We start from the raw sequence: 21,215 nt of genomic DNA, 5'->3' as shown, positions 1-21,215 counted from the left end.
CGTGATTTACAGCTTGCCGTCGACGGCCATCTGCACGTAGCTAGGGTCAAAGTGCAGCTTGAGATTGCCCTTGTCGCCGAGCGTCACACCATTGGCGAACGACATGCCGACCGCATCGGCGTCGCGTGCGCCTTCGCCGAGCAAGCCGTGGGCGAACGAGAAGTCAGCCACTTTGCGCTGGGTGTCCGGCAGCTGTTTGCTGGTCGCGAACTCAAGGGCTTCCTTGGGTGTGGCAAACAGCTTGGTGGTGTCCAGTTGCGCCTGGAAGCCGGCCAGATCGGTGCCCGATGCCTTGGCCATGTGTTCCAGCGCAGCCTTGGCCTGAGCGTTTTTGGCGTTCATCAGCGCGACCACTTCAAACCAGGCGCCAGTCAGGGCTTTGCCCAGGGCCGGGTTGTCTTTCAGGGTCTGGGTGTTGACGACCATCATGTCCATGATCTCGCCGGGGATCTGGCTGGAGTTGAACACTTCGGTGACGCCGGGCCTGGCCTTGATGTCCGAGAGCATCGGGTTCCAGGTGGTAACCGCCTGTACATCGTCGGTATTGAAAGCGGCCGAGATATCGGCATCCGAGGTGTTGACCACTTTGAGGTCTTTTTCGCTGAGCTTGACGCTGTCCAGCGCCCGGGCCAGCAGGTAGTGAGACACCGACAGCTCGACCAGATTGACGTCCATGCCTTTGAGGTCGGCGACTTTCTTGCCTTCGCCCTTGAGCACGATGCCGTCGTTGCCATTGGAGAAGTCGCTGACGATCAGTGCCGTGCTTTCCACGCCACCTGCGGCCGGAATGGTCAGGGCGTCCATGTTGGTCATGGTGCAGCCATCGAACTGGCCGGCGGTGTACTGATTGATGGATTCGACGTAGTCATTGAGCTGGGTGACATCGATCTTGATGCCGTACTTTTTCGCCCACTTGTCGACGATGCCCTGGCTACCTGCGTATTCCCACGGCATCCAGCCTGCGTAGATGGTCCAGCAGACGTTGAAGTGATCTTTCTGGGCGGCATTTGCCGAGAGGCTCAACGCAGCAAGCAGGCCTGCCGTCAGCAGACCGAAGAGACGAGACTTTTGCATGTTGAGAAATCTCCAGTAGTGAAAAAAGGCGGCCAGGAGCAACGTGACACCACTGGTGTCCCTGTCTCCCGGGCTTTTGTCCCGCCGTGTAACCTCTACTGGAGGTCGCCAACTCTCGGACCAGCCACTTGCCTGGCGGCAAGCCGGAACCCTAGTCGGCTATTGCAAATTGTGGTGCCGCGAACCTGTGTTGACTCCTGCACACCGCTCACTCAAGCGAGAGTTGTGCCAACTCGTGCTGCGCCTTGTTTTTCAAGGCCTGGGCGAGTCGTCGACGGTCAGTTGCCGCAGGAACTGCCTTGTGCTGGTGCGAGGGCGCACCGTGATGAGGCAACGGCGGATGAAATGTTTTGTAGCATCTTTGTAGAACGTTGAAATACGCCTGCAGGCCTTGGTCGCAGAGCCTTTGCGAGCCAGTGGGCAACCATTCGTAGTCAGGCCTCAAGGCTGCCCCAAGGCACTAGAAGGCCTTTTCGATGTCAGACAATTCGTCCGCCAACCGCTTTGACGGACGCCGCCCAGCGTCGCTGGTTTGGCCCAATCGCGGTCCAGGAGGCCGCCATGTATCGAAGACCCTTGCTTATCACGTTGCTGACCCTTTTCCTTTCTGGTTGCTACGCAGGTCCCGGTTACTACGAATCCGATGTGTACACGCAGCCGACTGTCGTTGGCGGCGCCTACGCGTATGACAATGGCTATCGCGCTACCTACTATCAGGAGCGACGCATCTATGTGGCGCCTCAACCGCGCTATTACACCCAGCCTCGCTACTACGCCCCGGCACCACGCTATTACGCGCCACCGCCCCCGCCGCGCTACTACCAGCCGGGACGTCCACCGGGTTATGGCTGGAGAAACGACGGCTTTCGTGGCAATGGCGGTTTCGGCCGCAATGACGGCTTCGGACGTAACGACGGCTTCCGCGGCGACCGAGGCAATCGTGGCTGGGATGACCACGGTGGGCGTGGCGGAAGAGATGGCCGTGATCATGGACGAGGCGGGCGCGGCGATGGTCGTGGCGGGCATCGCTAGCTGAAAGCCGCGCGCTCACGATCGTGTCAGCGCTGTGAACTGACTGCTGCAAACTGACTGCTGCAACATGACTGCTGCAACATGACTATGGTGCCGACGCTCCGCGTCGGCACGCCTTTCTGGACGCTCTGCGTCCGATCTTGAAGGCGCATAGCGCGACCGGCATTGACTTTGCTGCCCGGCTTTCCTAGTGTCCGCGCATTGTTTTTACCGGATGTAACCATGACTAGCGACGACCGCATCAAGCTTGAGCCCAGCTGGAAAAACGCCCTGCGTGACGAATTCGAACAACCCTACATGGCTCAATTGCGCGAGTTTCTGCGTCAGGAGCACGCGGCGGGCAAGGAAATCTATCCGCCCGGTCCGCTGATTTTCAATGCGTTGAACTCCACGCCGCTGGATAACGTGAAAGTGGTCATTCTTGGCCAGGATCCGTATCACGGCCCGAATCAGGCGCATGGTCTGTGCTTCTCGGTGCAACCGGGTGTGCCGACGCCGCCATCGCTGGTCAACATCTACAAAGAGCTGAAACGCGACCTGAACATCGATATTCCGAACCACGGTTGCCTGCAATCCTGGGCTGATCAGGGCGTGCTGTTGCTGAACACCACCCTGACCGTCGAACGTGCCAACGCGGCGTCGCATGCGGGCAAAGGCTGGCAGCACTTCACTGACCGGATCATCCAAGTGGTCAGCGAGCATCAGCCGCATCTGGTGTTCCTGCTGTGGGGCGCTCATGCGCAGAGCAAGCAGAAACTGGTCGATGCGACCAAGCATCTGGTGCTGACCTCTGTCCATCCTTCGCCGTTGTCAGCCTACAAAGGCTTCCTGGGCAACGGGCACTTCGGGCGGGCCAACAAGTACCTTGAGCAAAACGGCATCGCGCCGATTGACTGGCGCTTGCCTGCGCTCTGATTTGAATTTGAAAGGGTTCCAGCGACCTGTTCAGTCAGCGAGCCGTTTGTTCCAGCGTCGGTACAGCGGCTCGGCGAGAAACAGCACGAACAGCAGGCGCATGACCTGCATGGCCGTGACCAGCGGCACCGACAGTTGCAGCACTTCGGCGGTCAGGCTCATTTCTGCGATGCCGCCGGGCATCATGCCCAGCGTCAGTGAACGCAGGTCCAGGTGGGTGAGGGCGCTCAGCGCCAGTGCCGCCAGCGCGGCGATCAGCATGGTCAGCGCAGTGCCCAGCAGCGTGCGCGCCAGGAACGATGGCGCACGCCGAAAGAACTCCCGATTGAAATGACAACCCAGCCCGCTGCCGATCAGCAACTGGCCAAGCTGGCTGGCACCGTTGGGCAGGCCGATTTTCAAGTCCCAGACCACGCTCACCACGGCACTGAGCAGCAGCGGGCCGAACAGCCAGGGATTGGGCTGCTTGAGATGTTGCCACAGCCAGGCCAGCGCGGCACCGAGCGGCAACAGAACGGCCAGCCAGCGCCAGTCGACGACGCTGGCATGCAACGCGGGTGCGCCATCACCCAATAGGTATTTGAAGATCGCCGGCACGCACAGCACGACGGCAAGTACCCGCAGACTTTGTGCGGCCGCGACACTGCTCAGCGTTGCACCGTTACGTGCGCCGAGGTTGACCATCTCCCCGGAACCGCCCGGCATGCTGGAGAAGAACGCCGTAGGGCGATCCTCTCCGGTACGCAGCATCAGCCACACGCCGACCAGACACGACAGACTGGTAACCAGCGCACCGATGAAAATCAGCCCGAAATGCGCCAGTACCTGTTCGATGACTACCGGGGTGAAGTGCAGGCCGATGCCGATCCCGATGATCAGCTGACCACACTTGCGCCCGCCGGGAATCTGCGCCAGCTGCCAGGGTGTCAGGCAGCGCACCAGGATGATTGCCAGCAACGAGCCCACCATCCACGGCAACGGCCAGCCGACCTGGCTGGCGAGGTAGCCGCCCAGCAGGCCGATCAACGGTGTTGCCCACCATTGGCGCAGAGAGAAATCAGCCATGCGTCGCAGCAGCCTGCTGTTTGGCGCGCTTGCGCCAGATGCGCAGCAGCGGGAACAGCAGCATGAACACGGTCACCACCCAGACGCCAAGGGTAATCGGGCTGGACCAGAGGATCCCCAGTTCGCCGTTGGAGATCGACAGGGCACGACGCAGGTTCTGCTCCATCAGGCCACCAAGGATGAACCCGAGCAGGATCGGCGACAGCGGGAAGTCCAGCTTGCGCAGGATGTAACCGAAGATACCGATGCCGACCATCAGGAACAGGTCGAACGTGGTGGCGTGCACTGCATACACACCGATGCCGGTGATGATCGCAATCACCGGCACCAGCGCCCAGTTCGGCACGGCAAGGATGCGCGTGAAGATGCGAATCATCGGGATGTTGAGGATCACCAGCATGATGTTGGCGATGAACAACGACGCGATCAGGCCCCAGACGATGTCCGGCTGCTGCTGAAACAGCATCGGGCCGGGCGTGATGTTGTACAGCGACAACGCGCCGATCATCACCGCTGTGGTGCCTGAACCGGGCACGCCCAGCGTCAGCATCGGCACCAGGGCGCCGCAGGCCGTCGCGCCGATGGCTGTCTCGGGTGCGGCCAGGCCACGCATGTCGCCCTGGCCGAACTTGCCGCCAGCGCCGGCGATGCGTTTTTCCGTCATGTAAGCGACCGCGCTGGCCAGCGTCGCACCGGCGCCAGGCAATACGCCAAGGATGAACCCCAGCAGACCGCAGCGAATATTCACCACGAACACGGCAGCGGCTTCCTTGACGTTGAACATCATGCGCCCGGTGGCCTTGACTGCCTCCTGGCCGCGATGGGTTTTCTCCAGCAGCAAGAGGATTTCGCTGATCGAAAACAGGCCGAGCACCAGCACCACGAACTGAATGCCATCGGTGAGGTGTATGTTGTCGCCCGTGAAACGGTACACCCCGCTGTTGGCATCGATACCGACCGCAGACAGGAACAGCCCGATCAGCGCGGCAATGAACGTCTTCAACGGCCGGTCACCGGCCATTCCGCCCAGGCAGACGATCGCGAACACCATCAGCACGAAGTATTCCGCAGGCCCGAAAGCAATCGCCCATTTGGCGAGCAACGGCGCGAACAGCACCATGCCGCAGGTGGCGATGAACGCGCCGATGAACGAACTCCAGGCCGACAGCGACAGTGCGACCCCGGCCAGGCCCTGGCGGGCCATCGGGTAACCGTCCAGGGTGGTCATCACGGTGGACGCTTCACCCGGAATGTTCAGCAGGATCGAGCTGATGCGTCCGCCGTATTCGCAGCCCAGGTACACGGCTGCCAGCAGAATCAGCGCCGATTCGGGCGGCAGGCCCAGCGCGAAGGCGATAGGGATCAGCAGCGCGACACCGTTGATCGGTCCAAGCCCCGGTAGCAGGCCGACGACAGTACCAATCAATGTTCCGCACAGCGCCGTGATCAGGTTGTAAGGCGTCAGGGCGACACCGAAGCCCTGGCCCAGATAACCGAAAGTATCCATTTTAATTCTCCAGAACGCTGAGCAGGCCCAAAGGCAAGGGGACGTCCATGGCCTTGTCGAACAGCAGGTACAGGCCGACGCTCATCAGAACCACCACCACCACGCTCGGCAGCCAGCGACCGCCATACAGGCGGGCCATGGGGATGCCGATCAGAATGCTGCTGAGGATGAAGCCCAGCGGTTCGAACAGCCCTGCGAATACCAGCAGCAGGACGATGCACACGCCGATCTTGATCAGGGTCTCGCAGTCCAGCTCCGGGTCTTCCTCGGTGTGCACGATGGGTGTGGGTCTGATCAGCAGGTACAGCAGGGCGACGCCCATCAGCCCGAGCATCAGCAGCGGGAAGGCGCGTGGTCCGACCGGTTCATAGGAAAAAGGGGCCTGATAAGGCCAGGCCATAAGGGCAAGGCCTATGCATGCCAGCAACAGCACGCCAGCGAAGATGCGTTGTATGACCATGAGAAGCTCCTGAGTCGCGCCCTTAAGGCGGGCACAACGGAATGTCAGTCAATTGAGTTCAATCACTGAATCAGGCCGAATTCCTTGGCCATCACTTTGTAGTCGGCAACCTGCTTCTTGACGTAGGTGTCCAGTTCCGCGCCGCTCATGGCGAACGGGAACAACTCGCGCTGGTCGCGCAGTTTGGCGAAGTCTTCGGAGGCCAGGATCTTGTCGAACGAGGCTTTCCACCAGTTGTAGTCTTCGTCGCTGACCTTTGGCCCGAGGTAGAAGCCACGCACTACAGGCCAGACGATGTCGTAGCCCTGCTCCTTGGCGGTAGGGATGTCTTTCATTTCGGGTTCGTCGATACGCTTCTCGGCGAATACCGCGAGCAGGCGCATGTCGCCGCTCAGAATGTGCGGCATGGAGTCGGAAATATCGGTACTGCCCACCTGGATGTGGCCGCCGAGCAACGCGGTGGCGATTTCACCGCCGCCTTCGAGTGCCACGTAGCGCAGGGCGCGCGGGTTGATGCCTGCGGCCTTGGCGATCAACGCGGTCTGCATCCAGTCCTGGCTGCCCACGGTGCCGCCCGAGCCGATCACGACTTTGCTCGGGTCGGCCTTGAGCGCCTGGACCAGGTCGTCGAGGTTCTTGTAGGGCGAGTCGCTCTTCACGGCGATGGCGCCATAGCTGGTGCCCACAGCGGCGAGCCAGCGCACTGCGTTTTCATCGAAACGACCGAATTTGCCCTGTGCCAGATTGAGCAGCGAACCGCTGGACCACGCGACCAGTGTGCCGGCATCGGCGGGGCGCTGCGCGACGACTGCGTTGTAGGCCACCGCGCCGACACCGCCTGGCATGTAAGTGACGCGCATCGGCGAGTTCAGAATCTTCTCGTTGATCAGTGCGCTCTGCACCAGTTTGCAGGTCAGGTCGAACCCGCCACCGGGCGAGGCAGGGGCAATGCATTCCGGACGTTTGGGTTCGGCAAGCAACTGGCTGGCAATCAGCATGCACCCAGCGGTGGCGGCTATATGGCGCAGGGAAAATTTCATGTTCAGTCTCCAGAGATATTGTTGTTTTTGGCAGAGAGAAGCTGTCCAGCAGGCGCTTTTGTCACGCGCATGGCGAAACCTGAGTGCTGTGTCACAGGGGCGGGCGTTTGCGCTGGTGTGTTGTTTCGAGGCGGGTAGCGGTAAGAGTGTGCAGAGCAGCCCTCGACGGGATGTGCTCCATGGGCTGGTGAGCCTGGGCGGGCGTAGACATGGCGTGACTCCGTTTAGCGATTTATTGTTTTTATTGTTCAGACGCATCCGGGCGCCTGTTTTTTACGTACCCTTTTGTCGGGTCTTCTCGCGATGCTAAACGACAAACCTTTCGTAAACCTTTCAGCTGCCTTTCGCGTCGTGATTGAAGAGCCGCGAAGCGTTTCTGGCCTTCACAGACGGCGGCCGGCCTGTAAACTCCACCGCCACGAGCCTCGATACCCCGATCGATAACAACAGTGACAATCAGGAGACGGCGATGCGTGTTCTTCTTGTGGAAGATCATCTGCAATTGGCTGAAAGTGTCGCGCAGGCGCTCAAAAGCGCGGGTTTGACCGTTGATGTGCTGCATGATGGCGTGGCTGCCGACCTGGCGTTGAACAGCGAGGAATACGCCGTTGCCATTCTCGATGTCGGGTTGCCGCGCATGGATGGCTTCGAAGTGCTGGCGCGTCTGCGCGCGCGCAGCAAAAACCTGCCGGTGCTGATGCTGACGGCGCGCAGTGACGTCAAGGACCGGGTCCATGGCCTGAATCTGGGCGCCGACGACTACCTGGCCAAGCCTTTTGAACTCTCCGAGCTGGAAGCCAGGGTCAAGGCCTTGCTGCGGCGCAGTGTGCTGGGTGGCGAGCGGCAACAGTGTTGCGGCGTGCTGGCCTACGATCTGGATACGCGACGTTTCACGCTTGGTGAAGAACTGCTGACCCTGACCTCTCGCGAACAGGCGGTGCTGGAAGCGCTTATCGCCCGGCCGGGTCGGGTGATGAGCAAGGAGCAACTGGCGGCGCAGGTGTTCGGGCTCGATGAAGAAGCCAGCCCCGACGCCATCGAGATCTATGTCCATCGTCTGCGGAAAAAGCTCGACGGGCATTCCGTGGCCATCGTGACCTTTCGCGGTCTGGGGTATCTGCTGGAAAGCCGTGATGATTAACGACAGCCTGCGCTGGCGGTTGTTGTGGAACCTGGCCTTGCTGCTGGTGGTGTTGATGCTGGCCAGCGGCATGAGCGCTTACTGGAATGGCCGCGAAGTGGCCGACACCGCCTATGACCGCACATTGCTGGCTTCCGCGCGGACCATCGCTGCCGGTCTGACCCAGCGTGATGGGACGCTGAGCGCCGACATCCCCTACGTGGCGCTGGATACCTTCGCCTACGACAGCGAAGGGCGCATCTACTATCAAGTCAATGACATTCATCAGAAGCTGATTTCCGGCTATGAAAACCTGCCTTCGCCGCCGCCCGGTACCTTGCGTACCGACGATTACCCGGCCCTGGCGAAATTTTATAACGGAACCTATCAGGGGCAGGATGTGCGTGTCGTCAGCCTGCTCAAGCCGGTGACCGACCCGGGCATGAACGGTACCGCTGAAATCCGCGTTGCCGAAACCCAGGAAGCGCGCAAGGGCATGGCGCGCAGCCTGATGGCCGACACATTGCTGCGCCTGGGCATGCTCGGAGGGGGCGCGCTGCTGCTGGTCTGGTTCACGGTAAGCGCGGCATTGCGACCGCTGGAGCGGCTGCGTACTGCCGTCGAGGAGCGTCAGCCGGATGATCTGCGCGCGTTGCCGATGGTTGAGGTGCAGCACGAACTGCGTCCGTTGGTGGGCGCGCTGAACCACTTCACCGAGCGACTGCGCGTGCAGTTCGAGCGTCAGGCGCAATTCATCGCCGATGCGGCCCACGAACTGCGTACCCCGCTGGCCGCCCTGAAGGCGCGGGTCGAACTGGGGCTGCGCGAACGCGACCCGCAGCATTGGCGCAGCACGCTGGAGTCGGCGGCGCTCGGCACCGATCGACTCACGCATCTGGCCAACCAGTTGCTGTCCCTGGCGCGCATCGAAAACGGCGCGCGGGCCATCGCCGAGGGTGGGGCGCAACAGCTGGATCTCAGTCAACTGGCCAGGGAGCTGGGCATGGCCATGGCGCCGTTGGCTCATTCCCGGGGCGTGGCGCTGGCGCTGGAGGCTGATGAGCCGGTCTGGCTGCGCGGCGAGCCGACCTTGCTGAACGAGTTGCTGAGCAATCTGATCGACAATGCGCTGGCCCATACCTCGCCAGGCGGCAACGTGGTGTTGCGGGTCTATGCGCCGGGTGTTCTGGAGGTCGAGGATGATGGTCCCGGCATTCCTGCAGATGAGCGTGAACGGGTCTTCGAGCGTTTTTACCGTCGCAGCCAGCAGGGCAGCGGTGCCGGGCTCGGGCTGGCGATTGTGGGTGAGATCTGCCGGGCACATCTGGCCAGAATCACCTTGCACGAGGGCGCCGAGCGCGGCTTGAAGGTAAGGGTCAGTTTCAGCGCCACCTGATGGGTCGAGGCTAGTAGAGCATGCTCTTGGCTTCGTCCATCTGGGCGCTGAGCACGTCTTCGGCTCTGGCAAGTCTCAACTGGCTGTAGGCAGGCAGGTCGACCATTTCAATGAGGCTGAAGGGGTGGTCGGTATTTCTGTGGATATGCACCGTGGCGATCTGTACCAGATCGGTGTAGTCCGGGTTTTTCGAGACGCGCGCGAAGTTCTGGAACTGGCCTGGCACACAGGCCAGCGGTTCAGGGAAGTCCCATGAGCGCAGCAGGCGCTCGCCGATGACCGGATGAATGCTGTCGATCACGTGGTTGAGGCTGATCGGGTCGGACAGCAACTCGTAATGGTCTTCGGCATAGGTCAGGATCGGCAGAATCCCGATCAGGTGGATCAGCCCGGCGAGCGTGGCCTGATCAGGTTTCAGATTGGTGTAGCGCTGACACAGGGTGTAGCTGATACCGGCAACCTGCAGGCTTTGCTTCCAGATATCGCGCATTTTCTGTTCGATGACCGGCGATTTGGCGTGGAACATCTGCTCGACCACCAGACCAATGGCCAGGTTGCAGGTGTAGTTGACGCCCAGGCGTCGAATCGCGGTATTGACGTCGCTGACTTCAAAGTTCGGGCGCAGCAAGGGGCTGTTCGCAACCTTTATCAGGCGTGCCGAAAGGGCTGTATCGCTACCGATGACCTTGCTCAGGGCCGAGATACTGATCTCGGTGTCCTCTGCAGCCAGGCGAATTCTCAGTGCCACTTCCGGCAGGGTGGGGAGAAACAAGGCATCTCTGTCGATGGCCTTGATCAAGTTTCTCTGCACCTCGTCAGCCATCTTGCTCATGTTGCATCTCGCAGCTGTTGGGGGTGTCCAGAGTTATCCGCGCGCCCTTCAGAGCGCCAGGCTGTACTGGATCGCTCTAAAGACACTAGGAAGCTGAATGTGTTCGTCTGGCTAGCGCTGAGTTTCGAGTTTGCTGTCCAGTGTGTAGGGCAGTTCACTCATTTGCAGCGCTGCGCCTTCTGGCGAGCCAAGATTGATACGGCCGTCTTCTGCCGCATCACCCTGCAATACCGCGAGCAGTTCGATGTTCTGCCCATCCTGTGCGGCGATGACAACGTTGCCCACCGCGCTGGCATGCACCGGTGAGAACAGTGCCGTACCGGGCTGCGGGATCTCTTCGCCGCTCAGGGTCAGGCGATAAAGCCTGCGCTTGAGTTTGCCAAGATATTGCATTCTGGCAACGATTTCCTGGCCGGTGTAGCAGCCTTTCTTGAAGCTGACGCCGCCAACCGCTTGCAGATTGATCATCTGCGGAATGAATTCTTCGCGAGTGCTGCCGAACACCTGGCCGATGCCGACACGTATCTGGCCCAGTAGCCAGTCGTTCAGCGGGGCTTCATTCAAGTGCGATGCCAGACGCGACTTGATGCTGTCGGCCTCTGCGCTGCGCACCCAGAGCTCGGCCCGGCCTGGCGAGACGCGGATCGCCATCAGATCGTTGGCGCGCACCACGCTATCGGTTTGCTGTGGCAGATCCAGCCCCAGGCTGACCAGCGCGGCGTCCCCGTCCTGCAGACCGAAGCGCACCCAGTCTGCGCTTTCGTCCGTGAGCTTTGATTTGGAGAACACTGCGTATTTGCGCAGGTCGAGCAGTTGCGCCTCGATCAGTTCGCCAGCCATCGCCAGCAGGCAGCCGTCGCCCTCGAAGACGATACGAAAACTCGACTGCATCCGGCCTTTCTGTGTGCAACGGGCACCCAGGCTGGATGTGTCTTCATTCAGATAATTGAGGTTGCACGTCAGCTGACCCTGAAGAAACTTGCTGGCATCCACGCCGCGAACGGCGAGAACGCCCTCATGGGATAGCGTGCAGAAAAAAGCTGTGTGGGCCATGGTCATCGCAGATTGGGAAAAAAGTCCGGGGACACATCATAGTGCCGAGTCGAGGTTATGCATACGGGTACATGAAAACTGCTGCGACCATTGCGAGATTCGCGCGCCCGGCTCACGGCTGTATACTTGCCGCCTACTTTGAGGAGCGCTCCATGGTCGAAGACGTTGAACTCAACCGCCTTTACTGGCACAGCCGCCGCGGCATGCTTGAACTGGACGTGCTGCTGGTGCCGTTTGTCCGTGAGGTCTATCCACATTTGAATGACGTGGACCGCGATTTGTACCGCCGTCTGCTGACCTGTGAGGATCAGGATATGTTCGGCTGGTTCATGCAGCGTGCCGCATCCGAGGATGCTGAATTGCAGCGCATGGTTCGCATGATTCTGGATCGTGTCCAGCCTCAGTGATCGCTTTGAATGTCACTGGCAGGCTTCACGTCTGCTGGTGACGGTGTATCTCGCGGTCCAGTGTCTGGCACTGATCGCGTTGTACTGGCTGGACATCGCTGTGTGGGCTGCAGCGCTGGGTGCACTGATATGCCTGGCGCACGCTGCCTGGGTAGTACCACGCGCCATCCTGCTGACGCATCCGGCGGCATTCACCGCGCTCAGGCGCGATCATCAAGGCTGGCAGCTGTGGAATGCACGTGACGGCTGGCAGCCTGTGCAGTTATGCCCTGACAGTCTTGCCTTGCCGTGGGTGGTCATTCTGCGTTTTCGCCCGATTATCGCCGGTCGGCCGGCACGATCAATAAACAGTTGTTGTATCCCGCATGACGCATTGACGCCGGACATTCACCGACGTCTGCGCGTGCGTTTGAAATTCAGCAGGCATAGGTGGGCGGCACCAGAATAGTGTCCAGCGCCTCCGGCAACATATCGGGATAGTCCAGCGTGTAGTGCAGACCGCGGCTTTCCTTGCGCTGCATGGCCGAGCGGATCATCAGTTCCGCCACCTGCGCCAGGTTGCGCAACTCGATCAGGTCGCGGCTGACCTTGTAGTTGCTGTAAAACTCGTCAATCTCATCCAGCAGCAAGCGCACGCGGTGCTGAGCGCGCTGCAGGCGTTTGTTGGTGCGCACAATGCCGACGTAGTCCCACATGAACCGCCTCAGCTCGTCCCAGTTGTGCGCAATGATCACGTCCTCGTCCGAGTCAGTGACCTGGCTGGCATCCCAGGCCGGAAGGTCGGCGGGCATCTGCACGTCAGCCAATTGTTTCTCGATGTCTGCGGCGGCCGATCGGGCATAGACGAAGCATTCCAGCAGTGAGTTGCTGGCCATGCGGTTGGCGCCGTGCAGGCCTGTGAAGCTGGTCTCGCCGATGGCGTACAGGCCCGGCACATCGGTATGCCCCTTGCTGTCCACCATCACGCCGCCACAGGTGTAATGCGCGGCGGGGACCACGGGGATCGGTTCGCGAGTGATGTCGATGGAAAATTCCAGGCAGCGTTCATAGACGGTTGGAAAGTGCGTCTTGATGAAGGCTTCCGGCTTGTGGCTGATGTCCAGATACACACAGTCGATGCCCAGTCGCTTCATCTCATGGTCTATCGCGCGGGCCACGATATCGCGCGGGGCCAGTTCTGCCCGCTCATCGAAGCGTTGCATGAAGCGCTCGCCGTTGGGCAGCTTGAGGTAGGCCCCTTCACCGCGAAGTGCCTCGGTGATCAGAAAGCTCTTGGCTTGCGGGTGATACAGGCAAGTGGGGTGAAACTGGTTGAACTCAAGGTTCGCCACCCGGCAGCCGGAACGCCAGGCCATGGCGATGCCGTCGCCGCAGGCTCCGTCAGGGTTGCTGGTGTACAGGTAGACCTTGGCGGCGCCGCCCGACGCCAGGATGGTGAAGCGCGCGCTGTACGTATCCACTTCGCCACTGTGGCGATTGAGCACATAGGCACCAAGGCAGCGCTCTCCGTCCAGGCCGAGACGGCGTTCGGTGATCAGGTCGATGGCAGCGCGCTGCTCGAGCAATTCGATGTTGGGTCGCTTGATGGCCTGTTCCAGCAGGGTGCGAAAAATGGCGGCACCTGTGGCATCTGCAGCATGAATGATCCGCCGATGGCTATGGCCGCCTTCACGCGTCAGGTGAAATTCAAATCCGCTTTCGTCGGTGTCTGCGTCATCGCCACGGGTAAAAGGCACGCCTTGATCGATCAGCCATTGAATCGCCTCGCGGCTGTGTTCGACAGTGAAACGCACAGCGTCTTCGTGGCAAAGGCCGCCGCCTGCGTTCAGCGTGTCCTCAACATGAGACTGCACGGTGTCGGTGTCATCCAGCACTGCCGCAACACCGCCCTGCGCCCAGAATGTCGAGCCATTGGCGAGATCGCCCTTGCTCAGGACTGCAATCCGCAGGTGGTCGGGCAGGGTCAGTGCCAGGCTCAACCCGGCAGCTCCGCTGCCGATTACCAGTACGTCATGCTGAAAATGTTGACTCATCTGCGAATTCTGCCCTTGGCGACCACTAGTATAAGTATTGGGGTAACGGCACAATAGCCGCGCCTACATGGCAATGTGAGACCACGGCGGGTCTGGATTGTGCTCCAGTCCCGGACGGCATGCCTATTGTTTTCCTTTTGTTCGGCCACTGGAAATACTCCAGTGTGTTGATTCAAAGGAGTTTTATGCCATTTGCGGCTCACGCCGGCGATTGTGTCAATGGAACTTTTTGTAAAGAACCATGCTCAATAGCAGGTTGCCTACACAGGAACAGCGTCGATTTCGCAGGGTTAGATAAGTGATCATCAACTGCGAAACTGGCGACAAGACTATTCGCGCAGCCGACCGTGTCGAGCTGCGTTTTTCGTGCACGCTTTAAGATGGCTTGCAGGAAACTTGCTTGAAGGGGGAGAACTTTTGCGAAAAGCCCGAGTCTATGTTTGCGAGCCTGAACAATATCAGTTGCAACACTCCTTCATGCTCAACGAGGAGTGTTCATGCTAACCCAGGAAGAGGATCAGCAGCTTGTCGAGCGCGTACAGCGTGGCGATACGCGAGCATTTGATCTGTTGGTGCTGAAGTATCAGCACAAAATTCTAGGGTTGATCGTGCGATTCGTGCACGACACCCATGAGGCTCAAGACGTTGCACAGGAAGCCTTTATCAAGGCTTACCGTGCTCTCGGAAATTTTCGCGGTGACAGTGCTTTCTACACGTGGCTGTATCGCATCGCCATTAACACGGCGAAGAACTATCTGGTCTCGCGAGGTCGGCGACCACCGGATAGCGATGTAAGGTCTGAAGACGCGGAGTTCTACGACGGCGACCACGGCCTCAAGGACATCGAGTCGCCGGAGCGTGCATTGTTGAGGGATGAGATCGAAGGCACCGTCCATCGGACCATCCAGCTTCTCCCGGAAGATTTACGTACGGCACTAACTTTACGTGAATTCGATGGTCTGAGTTATGAAGACATTGCGAGCGTCATGCAGTGTCCTGTTGGTACCGTGCGCTCTCGGATCTTCCGCGCTCGGGAAGCCATCGATAAAGCCCTGCAGCCGTTGTTGCAGGAATCCTGAGACAGCGGCGATAGCCCAAGAGAGGAACCCGCCATGAGTCGTGAAGCCCTGCAGGAATCGCTGTCCGCGGTACTGGATAACGAAGCGGACGAACTGGAATTACGTCGGGTATTGAATGCCATTGACGATGCCGATACTCGCGCCACCTGGTCGCGTTACCAAGTTGCTCGTGCAGCGATGCACAAAGAGCTGCTGGTGCCTCATCTGGATATCTCGGCTGCTGTGTCTGCCGCGATCGCCGATGAAGTCAGCCCGCTCAAGGCAGCTCGCGGTCCTTGGCGTACGCTGGGTCGTCTGGCCGTTGCAGCGTCGGTTACCGTAGCCGTTCTGGCCGGTGTCCGCCTGTATAACCAGGATGACATTGCCGGTGCACAACTGGCACAGCAGACCCAACAGCCTGCCAATCTGACTGTTCCGCAAGTCAAAGGCCCGGCCGTACTGGCTGGCTACACTGAAAGCGCCGAGCAAGCGCCTGGTCCTATGGCCAATGGTGTGTTGCAGGGCGGTGGTCAAGGTGACCAGCGTCTGCCGGGCTATCTGCGCCAGCACGCCCAGGAAGCAGCGTTGAAAGGTACTGAAAGCGCGCTGCCATACGCACGTGCTGCGAGCCTGGAAAACCGTTAAGGAGGATCATGCGAGCCGTCCCTCTACTGCCGTTACTGCTTGGTGGATGGCTTGCCCTCCCGGTACAGGCTGATGATGCGCAAGACGCAATCAATCGTCTTGCCAAGGTTGATCAGCAGCAGAGCTATCAAGGTACGTTTGTATATGAGCGCAATGGTAGTTTTTCTACCCATCGAATCTGGCACCGCATAGCGGACGGTCATATTCAGGAGCGCCTGCTACAGCTTGATGGTTCCGCTCAGGAAGTATTGCGTGTTGACGGGCTTACTCAGTGCGTCAGCGGCACGCTGGAAGCGGGGGTGGCCAATCCGGCCGATTCTTCTGCCCGCGCATTCGATGTCAAAAGACTATCCGCCTGGTACGACGTGAAAATTGCCGGAAAATCCAGAGTGGCCGGTCGTCAGGCAACTATCGTTGCGCTGTCCCCCAAGGACCAGCATCGATACGGCCTCGAATTGCACCTGGATAACGAAACCGGTCTTGTGCTCAAGTCGCTTCTGTTGAGTGAGAAGGGGCAGTTGCTCGAGCGTTTCCAGTTTACCGATCTCGATACCGCCAGCGTGCTGTCCGAACAGATGCTCAAGACCAGTGCCGACTGCAAGCCTGTTTCTGTGGTGAAGACCAAGCCTGAGGCCTCCATAAGCCCTGTGGCCTGGCACTCAGACTGGCTGCCGCCGGGTTTTGACGTCAGCAGCAGCGGTGTGCGCAAAGACCCTGCTACGCAGTCGGCGGTGACGCATCTCATGTACAGCGACGGTCTGGCGCGTTTTTCGGTGTTCATCGAATCGGTGAAAGGTGGCGCGTCTTCGGATATTCGCACTCAGCTAGGCCCGACAGTGGCCGTTTCCCGCCGTCTGACAACGCCGCAGGGCGATATGATGGTGACGGTCGTCGGAGAAGTTCCGATGGGCACTGCAGAGCGCATAGCATTGTCGATGCGTAACGACGAACCTTCAGCCAATAAATAAACATTTGGAGTCACGGCTCCCGGGATGTAAAAATTTTCATCCTGGGTTGAAGAAGCCGCCAGGCCGCACTCAACCTGGCTTGAGCAAAGGCGCTGAAATGTTTGGTGAGGTTTCCAGATTGCAAAAGCTCGGTTTTTTTTCTATAGGTCACAGCCTCGCAGCTCTGGCCTTTTGTCGTTTCCAGAGGTCATGTCGCTGATCCAGAGATGAGCATCGTTGCTTGAGGTCTTTGAGTCGGTTGCTTCGGACTGCTTAATTTTTTCCTCGTTACGAACGGGAGCCATATGTCGATACCACGCATGAAATCCTACTTTTCATTGATTGCCGCTGTGCTGATGCTCGGTCAGGTTGCTACGGCTCAGGCCGAAAACCTGCCGGACTTCACCGGGCTGGTCGAGCAGGCATCGCCCGCAGTGGTGAATATCAGTACGCGCCAGAAGTTGCCGGACCGTGCCGTCGCCAATCAGCAGATGCCTGATCTGGAAGGCCTGCCGCCGATGCTTCGTGAGTTTCTCGAGCGCAGCATGCCGCCAGGTTCGCGTCCGCCGGGCTCGGGTGCAGGCAAGGGTGATCGCCAGCGTGAAGCTCAGTCCCTCGGCTCGGGCTTCATCATCTCCCCTGACGGCTACGTGCTGACCAACAATCATGTAATCGATGGTGCTGACGAGATTCTCGTACGCCTGTCCGATCGCAGCGAGTTGAAGGCCAAGCTGGTCGGTACCGATCCGCGTACCGACGTTGCCGTTCTGAAGATTGAGGGCAAGGACCTGCCAACCGCCAAACTGGGCAATTCCAATACGCTCAAGGTCGGTGAATGGGTTCTGGCGATCGGCTCGCCGTTCGGTTTCGATCACTCCGTGACCAAGGGTATCGTCAGTGCCAAGGGGCGCAGCCTGCCTAACGACACCTACGTGCCGTTCATTCAGACCGACGTGGCCATCAACCCGGGTAACTCCGGTGGCCCGCTGTTCAACATGGCTGGCGAGGTCGTCGGGATCAACTCGCAGATCTTCACGCGTTCCGGTGGTTTCATGGGCCTGTCGTTCGCGATTCCGATCGACGTCGCCATGGATGTGGCCAACCAGCTCAAGGCCAACGGCAAAGTCAGCCGCGGCTGGCTGGGTGTGGTCATCCAGGAAGTGAACAAGGACCTTGCCGAGTCGTTTGGTCTGGACAAGCCTGCCGGCGCGCTGGTTGCGCAAGTGCTTGAAGACGGCCCGGCTGCCAAGGGCGGTGTGCAGGTGGGTGACGTGATTCTGAGCGCCAACGGCCAGCCCATCGTCATGTCGGCCGACCTGCCGCACCTGATCGGCAACCTCAAGGACGGCAGCAAGGCCGAACTTGAAGTGATTCGCGACGGCAAGCGTCAGAAGCTGACGGTCACCGTCGGCGCGCTGCCTGATGAAGGTCAGGAAATGGGCGATGTTGGCGGTACGGGTGCCGAGCGCAGCAGTAATCGTCTGGGCGTATCGGTGATCGAGCTGACCGCCGAGCAGAAGAAATCCCTGGACCTCAAAGGTGGCGTTGCCATCAAGGAAGTCACCGGCGGCCCGGCTTCGCTGATCGGTCTGCAGGCGGGTGATGTGATCACTCACCTGAACAATCAGGCGATCACGTCCAGCAAGCAGTTCACCGAGGTGGCGAAAAGCCTGCCCAAGGATCGCTCTGTCTCGATGCGTGTTCTGCGTCAGGGCCGTGCGACCTTCATCACCTTTAAGCTGTCCGAGTAACCGGTCGGTTTAAGCGGAAAGGGTGGCCATGGCCACCCTTTTTTGTGCCCGTTTGTTTGCCGTGCGCCGATCCGGGTGCCTGTAAGCGTGACGCCTCTTGCTTAGTTCAGGTACAATTCCCGGCTATTTTTCGGCGGGCAATCTGCCTGCAACCTTTTTGAGTGTTGATCCGTGAGTGATTTGAGTCATATCCGCAATTTCTCCATCATCGCCCACATTGACCATGGCAAGTCGACGCTGGCCGACCGCTTCATTCAAATGTGCGGCGGCCTGACCGAGCGCGAAATGGAAGCGCAGGTGCTGGACTCCATGGATCTTGAGCGCGAGCGCGGGATCACCATCAAGGCCCATAGCGTTACCCTGTATTACAAGGCCAAAGACGGTATCACCTACCAGCTGAACTTCATTGACACCCCGGGGCACGTCGACTTCACCTACGAAGTCAGCCGTTCTCTGGCCGCGTGCGAAGGCGCGTTGCTGGTGGTCGATGCAGGGCAGGGCGTCGAGGCGCAATCGGTCGCCAACTGCTACACCGCCATCGAGCAGGGCCTTGAGGTCATGCCGGTACTGAACAAGATGGACTTGCCGCAGGCCGATCCGGACCGCGTCAAGGAAGAGATCGAGAAGATCATCGGCATCGACGCCACCGATGCCGTGGCGTGCAGCGCCAAGAGCGGCATGGGCGTGGACGAGGTCCTCGAGCGTCTGGTCGCGACCATTCCAGCGCCCACCGGCAATATCGAAGATCCGCTGCAGGCGTTGATCATCGACTCCTGGTTCGACAACTACCTGGGCGTCGTGTCTCTGGTGCGTGTGCGCCACGGCCGCGTCAAGAAGGGCGACAAGATTCTCGTCAAGTCGACCGGCAAGCTGCATCTGGTCGACAGCGTGGGCGTGTTCAACCCCAAGCACTCGGCGACCGTCGATCTGAAAGCCGGCGAAGTAGGCTTCATCATTGCCGGCATCAAGGACATTCACGGTGCGCCGGTCGGTGACACCCTGACCCTGAGCACCACCCCCGACGTCGACGTCCTGCCTGGCTTCAAACGCATTCAGCCACAAGTCTATGCAGGCCTGTTTCCGGTCAGCTCGGACGACTTCGAAGACTTCCGTGAAGCGCTGCAAAAGCTGACCCTGAACGACTCTTCACTGCAATACCTGCCCGAGAGTTCCGACGCGCTGGGCTTCGGCTTCCGCTGCGGCTTCCTCGGCATGCTGCACATGGAGATCATCCAGGAACGCCTGGAGCGTGAGTACAATCTCGACCTGATCACCACCGCGCCAACCGTAATCTTCGAGCTGTTGCTCAAGACCGGCGAAACGATTTACGTCGATAACCCTTCCAAACTGCCTGACCTGTCGGCCATCGAAGACATGCGCGAGCCCATCGTTCGCGCAAATATTCTTGTGCCGCAGGAGCACCTGGGCAACGTCATTACGTTGTGCATCGAAAAACGTGGCGTACAGCACGACATGCTGTTCCTCGGCACGCAGGTTCAGGTGAGCTACGATTTGCCGATGAACGAAGTCGTTCTGGACTTCTTCGATCGTCTCAAGTCTGTCAGCCGCGGTTATGCTTCGCTGGATTATCATTTTGATCGCTACCAGTCGGCCAACCTGGTCAAGCTCGACGTGCTGATCAACGCCGAGAAGGTCGACGCCCTGGCCCTGATCGTTCACCGCGACAACGCACACTACAAGGGGCGTGCGTTGACCGAGAAGATGAAAGAGCTGATCCCTCGACAGATGTTCGACGTGGCAATTCAGGCGGCTATCGGCGGTCAGATTGTGGCCCGGACAACCGTCAAGGCGCTTAGAAAGAACGTATTGGCCAAATGCTACGGCGGTGACGTCAGCCGCAAGCGTAAATTGCTGGAGAAGCAAAAGGCCGGTAAGAAACGCATGAAGCAGGTCGGCAACGTGGAAATTCCACAGGAAGCCTTCCTTGCAGTGCTCAGGTTGGAATAGTCAGGTCCTATGTCACTAAATTTCCCGCTGTTGTTGGTCATCGCTGTCTTCGTCTGTGGCGTGCTTGCACTGATTGATCTGGTCATCCTGGCGCCTCGTCGCCGGGCTGCCATTTCCAACTATCAGGGCAGCGTGGGCGAACCTGACATTGCTGTCGTGGAGCGCTTGAACAAGGAGCCTTTGCTGGTCGAGTACGGCAAATCGTTCTTCCCGGTGTTGTTTATCGTGCTGGTGCTTCGTTCGTTTCTGGTCGAGCCGTTCCAGATTCCTTCGGGCTCGATGAAGCCGACACTGGATGTGGGTGATTTCATTCTGGTCAACAAGTTCGCGTACGGCATTCGCCTGCCGGTACTGGACCAGAAGGTGATTCAGATCGGTGATCCGCAGCGTGGCGACGTGATGGTGTTCCGCTACCCGAGCGACCCGAGCGTCAACTACATCAAGCGTGTCGTGGGTCTGCCAGGTGATCGTATCCGCTACACCAGCGACAAGCGGCTGTTCATCAATGGCGAGCTGGTCGCCAAGAAGCTGATCGGCACCGAGCCCGGCACATTGGGCAGCGCGGAACTGTACGAAGAGCAGCTGGGCGAAGTCGAACATCAGATCCGTCAGGAAATGAGCCGCTACCGCGCGCCGCCTGACAGTGAATGGACAGTGCCTGCCGCGCACTACTTCATGATGGGCGATAACCGTGACAACTCCAACGACAGCCGTTACTGGGATGATCCCAACATTCCCAAGGACGAGCTGGGCATGGTCCCGGACAAGAACATCGTAGGCAAGGCGTTCGCGGTGTGGATGAGCTGGCCCGAGCCGAAACTGAGCCACTTCCCCAATTTTGCGCGCGTAGGGCTGATCAAGTAATCGATGCGGCGCTGCCTGAGCAGCGCCGCATGTCATTTGGGCTGACTG

The 21,215-nt window shown here is 59.6% G+C and carries 20 protein-coding genes and 1 riboswitch; of the genes, 12 read left to right on the top strand and 8 right to left on the bottom strand.

The window, feature by feature from the left end; translation table 11 throughout:
• Positions 1-6: 6 nt before the first annotated feature.
• Positions 7-1,074 carry a putative urea ABC transporter substrate-binding protein gene (locus KUIN1_RS20665; protein ID WP_011268762.1) on the bottom strand — a complete coding sequence of 356 codons (1,068 nt, stop codon included), beginning with the start codon at positions 1,072-1,074 and terminating at the stop codon, positions 7-9.
• Positions 1,075-1,137: 63 nt separating this feature from the next.
• A riboswitch (guanidine-I (ykkC/yxkD leader) is annotated at positions 1,138-1,240 on the bottom strand.
• Positions 1,241-1,719: 479 nt separating this feature from the next.
• Here KUIN1_RS20665 and KUIN1_RS20655 point away from each other — a divergent pair.
• On the top strand, positions 1,720-2,106 hold the full coding sequence (locus KUIN1_RS20655) for a hypothetical protein (protein WP_161632398.1): 387 nt from the start codon (positions 1,720-1,722) through the stop codon (positions 2,104-2,106).
• Between the two features lie 222 nt (positions 2,107-2,328).
• Positions 2,329-3,021: a uracil-DNA glycosylase gene (ung, locus tag KUIN1_RS20645; RefSeq protein ID WP_003405314.1), complete on the top strand. Its 693-nt coding sequence runs from the start codon at positions 2,329-2,331 to the stop codon at positions 3,019-3,021.
• Between the two features lie 30 nt (positions 3,022-3,051).
• Here the strand turns inward: ung and KUIN1_RS20640 are convergent, their stop codons facing one another.
• The 4 genes from KUIN1_RS20640 to KUIN1_RS20625 form a co-directional block, all read right to left on the bottom strand.
• Positions 3,052-4,086: an AbrB family transcriptional regulator gene (locus KUIN1_RS20640; protein ID WP_058822998.1), complete on the bottom strand. Its 1,035-nt coding sequence runs from the start codon at positions 4,084-4,086 to the stop codon at positions 3,052-3,054.
• A complete protein-coding gene (locus KUIN1_RS20635; RefSeq protein WP_003405319.1) occupies positions 4,079-5,593 on the bottom strand; it encodes a tripartite tricarboxylate transporter permease in 1,515 nt (504 codons plus the stop codon). The genes KUIN1_RS20640 and KUIN1_RS20635 overlap by 8 nt, the downstream gene beginning before the upstream one ends.
• Before the next feature lies 1 nt (position 5,594).
• On the bottom strand, positions 5,595-6,053 hold the full coding sequence (locus KUIN1_RS20630; RefSeq protein WP_152092238.1) for a tripartite tricarboxylate transporter TctB family protein: 459 nt from the start codon (positions 6,051-6,053) through the stop codon (positions 5,595-5,597).
• A gap of 62 nt (positions 6,054-6,115) precedes the next feature.
• On the bottom strand, positions 6,116-7,099 hold the full coding sequence (locus KUIN1_RS20625; RefSeq protein ID WP_172980107.1) for a Bug family tripartite tricarboxylate transporter substrate binding protein: 984 nt from the start codon (positions 7,097-7,099) through the stop codon (positions 6,116-6,118).
• A gap of 463 nt (positions 7,100-7,562) precedes the next feature.
• Here KUIN1_RS20625 and KUIN1_RS20615 point away from each other — a divergent pair, with 463 nt between their 5' ends.
• Positions 7,563-8,234: a response regulator gene (locus KUIN1_RS20615; protein WP_003405325.1), complete on the top strand. Its 672-nt coding sequence runs from the start codon at positions 7,563-7,565 to the stop codon at positions 8,232-8,234.
• Positions 8,227-9,609 carry a sensor histidine kinase gene (locus KUIN1_RS20610; protein WP_003405326.1) on the top strand — a complete coding sequence of 461 codons (1,383 nt, stop codon included), beginning with the start codon at positions 8,227-8,229 and terminating at the stop codon, positions 9,607-9,609. The genes KUIN1_RS20615 and KUIN1_RS20610 overlap by 8 nt, the downstream gene beginning before the upstream one ends.
• Before the next feature lie 10 nt (positions 9,610-9,619).
• On the opposite strand, the gene KUIN1_RS20605 is transcribed toward KUIN1_RS20610, so the two are convergent.
• Together KUIN1_RS20605 and ygfZ are read right to left on the bottom strand one after the other, a co-directional pair.
• Complete coding sequence (locus tag KUIN1_RS20605; RefSeq protein ID WP_003405327.1) at positions 9,620-10,441, bottom strand: HDOD domain-containing protein; 822 nt, start codon at positions 10,439-10,441, stop codon at positions 9,620-9,622.
• 111 nt (positions 10,442-10,552) lie between these two features.
• Positions 10,553-11,494, bottom strand: coding sequence for a CAF17-like 4Fe-4S cluster assembly/insertion protein YgfZ (ygfZ, locus tag KUIN1_RS20600; protein ID WP_032607913.1), 942 nt, complete (start codon positions 11,492-11,494; stop codon positions 10,553-10,555).
• A gap of 152 nt (positions 11,495-11,646) precedes the next feature.
• Here ygfZ and KUIN1_RS20595 point away from each other — a divergent pair, with 152 nt between their 5' ends.
• The gene (locus KUIN1_RS20595; protein WP_152092237.1) at positions 11,647-11,901 is read left to right on the top strand and encodes an FAD assembly factor SdhE; all 255 of its coding nucleotides are present in this window, start codon (positions 11,647-11,649) and stop codon (positions 11,899-11,901) included.
• A complete protein-coding gene (locus KUIN1_RS20590; protein WP_024639469.1) occupies positions 11,885-12,349 on the top strand; it encodes a protein YgfX in 465 nt (154 codons plus the stop codon). Before KUIN1_RS20595 ends, KUIN1_RS20590 begins: the two co-directional genes overlap by 17 nt.
• On the opposite strand, the gene nadB is transcribed toward KUIN1_RS20590, so the two are convergent.
• Positions 12,318-13,934, bottom strand: coding sequence for an L-aspartate oxidase (nadB, locus tag KUIN1_RS20585; RefSeq protein ID WP_024651044.1), 1,617 nt, complete (start codon positions 13,932-13,934; stop codon positions 12,318-12,320). The two genes, KUIN1_RS20590 and nadB, sit on opposite strands and share 32 nt — an antisense overlap.
• A gap of 497 nt (positions 13,935-14,431) precedes the next feature.
• Here nadB and rpoE point away from each other — a divergent pair, with 497 nt between their 5' ends.
• The 6 genes from rpoE to lepB all read left to right on the top strand — a co-directional run bounded on the left by rpoE (position 14,432) and on the right by lepB (position 21,167).
• On the top strand, positions 14,432-15,013 hold the full coding sequence (gene rpoE / locus KUIN1_RS20580; protein WP_002554912.1) for an RNA polymerase sigma factor RpoE: 582 nt from the start codon (positions 14,432-14,434) through the stop codon (positions 15,011-15,013).
• A gap of 33 nt (positions 15,014-15,046) precedes the next feature.
• The gene (locus tag KUIN1_RS20575) at positions 15,047-15,637 is read left to right on the top strand and encodes an anti sigma-E factor RseA C-terminal domain-containing protein (RefSeq protein ID WP_003405339.1); all 591 of its coding nucleotides are present in this window, start codon (positions 15,047-15,049) and stop codon (positions 15,635-15,637) included.
• Positions 15,638-15,645: 8 nt separating this feature from the next.
• On the top strand, positions 15,646-16,605 hold the full coding sequence (locus KUIN1_RS20570; RefSeq protein ID WP_152092236.1) for a MucB/RseB C-terminal domain-containing protein: 960 nt from the start codon (positions 15,646-15,648) through the stop codon (positions 16,603-16,605).
• Between the two features lie 299 nt (positions 16,606-16,904).
• A complete protein-coding gene (locus KUIN1_RS20565) occupies positions 16,905-18,335 on the top strand; it encodes a DegQ family serine endoprotease (RefSeq protein ID WP_223272533.1) in 1,431 nt (476 codons plus the stop codon).
• A gap of 171 nt (positions 18,336-18,506) precedes the next feature.
• A complete protein-coding gene (gene lepA / locus KUIN1_RS20560; protein WP_003413009.1) occupies positions 18,507-20,303 on the top strand; it encodes a translation elongation factor 4 in 1,797 nt (598 codons plus the stop codon).
• 9 nt (positions 20,304-20,312) lie between these two features.
• Positions 20,313-21,167, top strand: coding sequence for a signal peptidase I (gene lepB / locus KUIN1_RS20555; protein WP_003363711.1), 855 nt, complete (start codon positions 20,313-20,315; stop codon positions 21,165-21,167).
• The last annotated feature ends 48 nt before the right edge of the window (positions 21,168-21,215 follow it).

The organism is Pseudomonas sp. KUIN-1, from assembly GCF_009176725.1.
Lineage (GTDB): Bacteria > Pseudomonadota > Gammaproteobacteria > Pseudomonadales > Pseudomonadaceae > Aquipseudomonas > Aquipseudomonas fragariae.
Note: the sequence above shows the minus strand (reverse complement) of the source record. Positions and strands in the feature narration are given on the sequence as shown.

Coding starts and splice junctions, on each gene's coding strand:
- KUIN1_RS20665 (WP_011268762.1), bottom strand. CDS start 1,074: ATGCAAAAGTCTCGTCTCTTCGGTCTGCTGACGGCAGGCCTGCTTGCT.
- ung (WP_003405314.1), top strand. CDS start 2,329: ATGACTAGCGACGACCGCATCAAGCTTGAGCCCAGCTGGAAAAACGCC.
- KUIN1_RS20640 (WP_058822998.1), bottom strand. CDS start 4,086: ATGGCTGATTTCTCTCTGCGCCAATGGTGGGCAACACCGTTGATCGGC.
- KUIN1_RS20635 (WP_003405319.1), bottom strand. CDS start 5,593: ATGGATACTTTCGGTTATCTGGGCCAGGGCTTCGGTGTCGCCCTGACG.
- KUIN1_RS20630 (WP_152092238.1), bottom strand. CDS start 6,053: ATGGTCATACAACGCATCTTCGCTGGCGTGCTGTTGCTGGCATGCATA.
- KUIN1_RS20615 (WP_003405325.1), top strand. CDS start 7,563: ATGCGTGTTCTTCTTGTGGAAGATCATCTGCAATTGGCTGAAAGTGTC.
- KUIN1_RS20610 (WP_003405326.1), top strand. CDS start 8,227: ATGATTAACGACAGCCTGCGCTGGCGGTTGTTGTGGAACCTGGCCTTG.
- KUIN1_RS20605 (WP_003405327.1), bottom strand. CDS start 10,441: ATGAGCAAGATGGCTGACGAGGTGCAGAGAAACTTGATCAAGGCCATC.
- ygfZ (WP_032607913.1), bottom strand. CDS start 11,494: ATGGCCCACACAGCTTTTTTCTGCACGCTATCCCATGAGGGCGTTCTC.
- KUIN1_RS20595 (WP_152092237.1), top strand. CDS start 11,647: ATGGTCGAAGACGTTGAACTCAACCGCCTTTACTGGCACAGCCGCCGC.
- nadB (WP_024651044.1), bottom strand. CDS start 13,934: ATGAGTCAACATTTTCAGCATGACGTACTGGTAATCGGCAGCGGAGCT.
- rpoE (WP_002554912.1), top strand. CDS start 14,432: ATGCTAACCCAGGAAGAGGATCAGCAGCTTGTCGAGCGCGTACAGCGT.
- KUIN1_RS20575 (WP_003405339.1), top strand. CDS start 15,047: ATGAGTCGTGAAGCCCTGCAGGAATCGCTGTCCGCGGTACTGGATAAC.
- KUIN1_RS20570 (WP_152092236.1), top strand. CDS start 15,646: ATGCGAGCCGTCCCTCTACTGCCGTTACTGCTTGGTGGATGGCTTGCC.
- KUIN1_RS20565 (WP_223272533.1), top strand. CDS start 16,905: ATGAAATCCTACTTTTCATTGATTGCCGCTGTGCTGATGCTCGGTCAG.
- lepB (WP_003363711.1), top strand. CDS start 20,313: ATGTCACTAAATTTCCCGCTGTTGTTGGTCATCGCTGTCTTCGTCTGT.